Here is a 1,359-nt window from a genome sequence, read left to right as displayed (position 1 = left end):
TCCCCCTTCGAAGGGGGAGCGCAAATTTAATTTTTACTGATGCTGAATTAAATTCATGGCCGGAGTTAAGCTTTCTACTCAGAAGACCCGTAAATAAGTTTCACGGTTTCAATTCGGTTTGGTGTTGCCTTACTGATAATAAACTTATTCTCCTGTATTTGAATCTCCTCGTTCACTTTGGGAATTCTGCCGATATGACTAATGATATATCCTGCTAAAGTCTCAAACTCATCCCCTGAATCCTGAAGTTCAATTTCCGGATATTTCTCCTCCAGTTCATCAAGTTCAACATTACCTGATATCACATAGGTATGGTGCGATATTTTCTTAATCACTTCATCCGTTTTATCGTACTCATCCTGAATATCACCGACAACTTCCTCGATCAAATCTTCTATGGTAACCATACCGGCTGTTCCGCCATATTCATCAATAACAATAGCTACAGATATATTGCTCTGGCGAAACTCCTGCAGTAAATCTTTCGATTTTTTACTGGATGGAATCAATTTGACCGGCCTCAGGATGTCTCCGATATTTTCCGGGTTGCTAAACAGGTCATACGCAAAGACAACCCCGATGATATCATCAATATTATCCTGGTAAACCGGGATTTTTGAGTATCCGGAAGTGATAAAAAGATTTTTCAGCTCGTCGAGAGGAGAGTTTCTGTCAGTCGCAACAATCTCCGTTCTGGGCACCATTGTATCCCGTACCCTTTTATTCGAGAGCTCCAGTACATTATGTAGAATTTCGGAATCGTCCTGATCGATATCGTCACTTCCGCCGCTATCGCGAAGTTCCTTAAATATCATCTCTACATCCTGCCGGCGAAAAACCTTATCGCTGCGCTCATTTCCTACTTTGAACCATCTCACCAAGATTGCCGAGCTTGCATTGGAAATAGAAATAAGCGGGCGAAATATAAAGTTCATGACCCGCAGCGGAGTAGCTACAAATTTAACTAAAAAATCTGCCTGTATTCGAAATATGGCTTTGGCTAGGATCTCACCTATCAAAAGTATAATAAGAGAAGCGATCACCGTTTGAATAAACAGAACCATTGCCACAGAAGGATCAACCTCGAAAAGTGAATAGTAGATACGATTGACTGGTTCTACCAAAAAGATCGCCATCAACGTTGCATAGAGTACATTGACGATGTTATTACCCACGAGCGTAGTGGTGAGAAATATTTCCGGTTTTTCGCTAAAAAATGAAAGTGAACGGCCGGTTAGGGTATTCTTACGCGACTCAATTTCGAGCTTAAGGCGGTTTGCAGAGACAAACGCCATTTCAGAGCCTGAAAAGAATCCGCTGAGAAGAACAGTAATTGTAATAATGATAAATTCAGGCATT

Annotated in this window: 1 protein-coding gene; it reads right to left on the bottom strand. The window is 41.1% G+C overall.

What is annotated here, in order from left to right; translation table 11 throughout:
* Nucleotides 1-74 precede the first annotated feature (74 nt).
* A partial coding sequence (locus tag ACESM0_RS02765) for a hemolysin family protein (protein WP_372903413.1) occupies nt 75-1,359 on the bottom strand: 1,285 nt, incomplete at its 5' end.

It is taken from the genome of Rhodohalobacter sp. (assembly GCF_041686455.1).
Lineage (GTDB): Bacteria > Bacteroidota > Rhodothermia > Balneolales > Balneolaceae > Rhodohalobacter.
The sequence above is the reverse complement of the archived record's forward strand: the minus strand, read 5'-3'. Positions and strand labels throughout refer to the sequence as shown.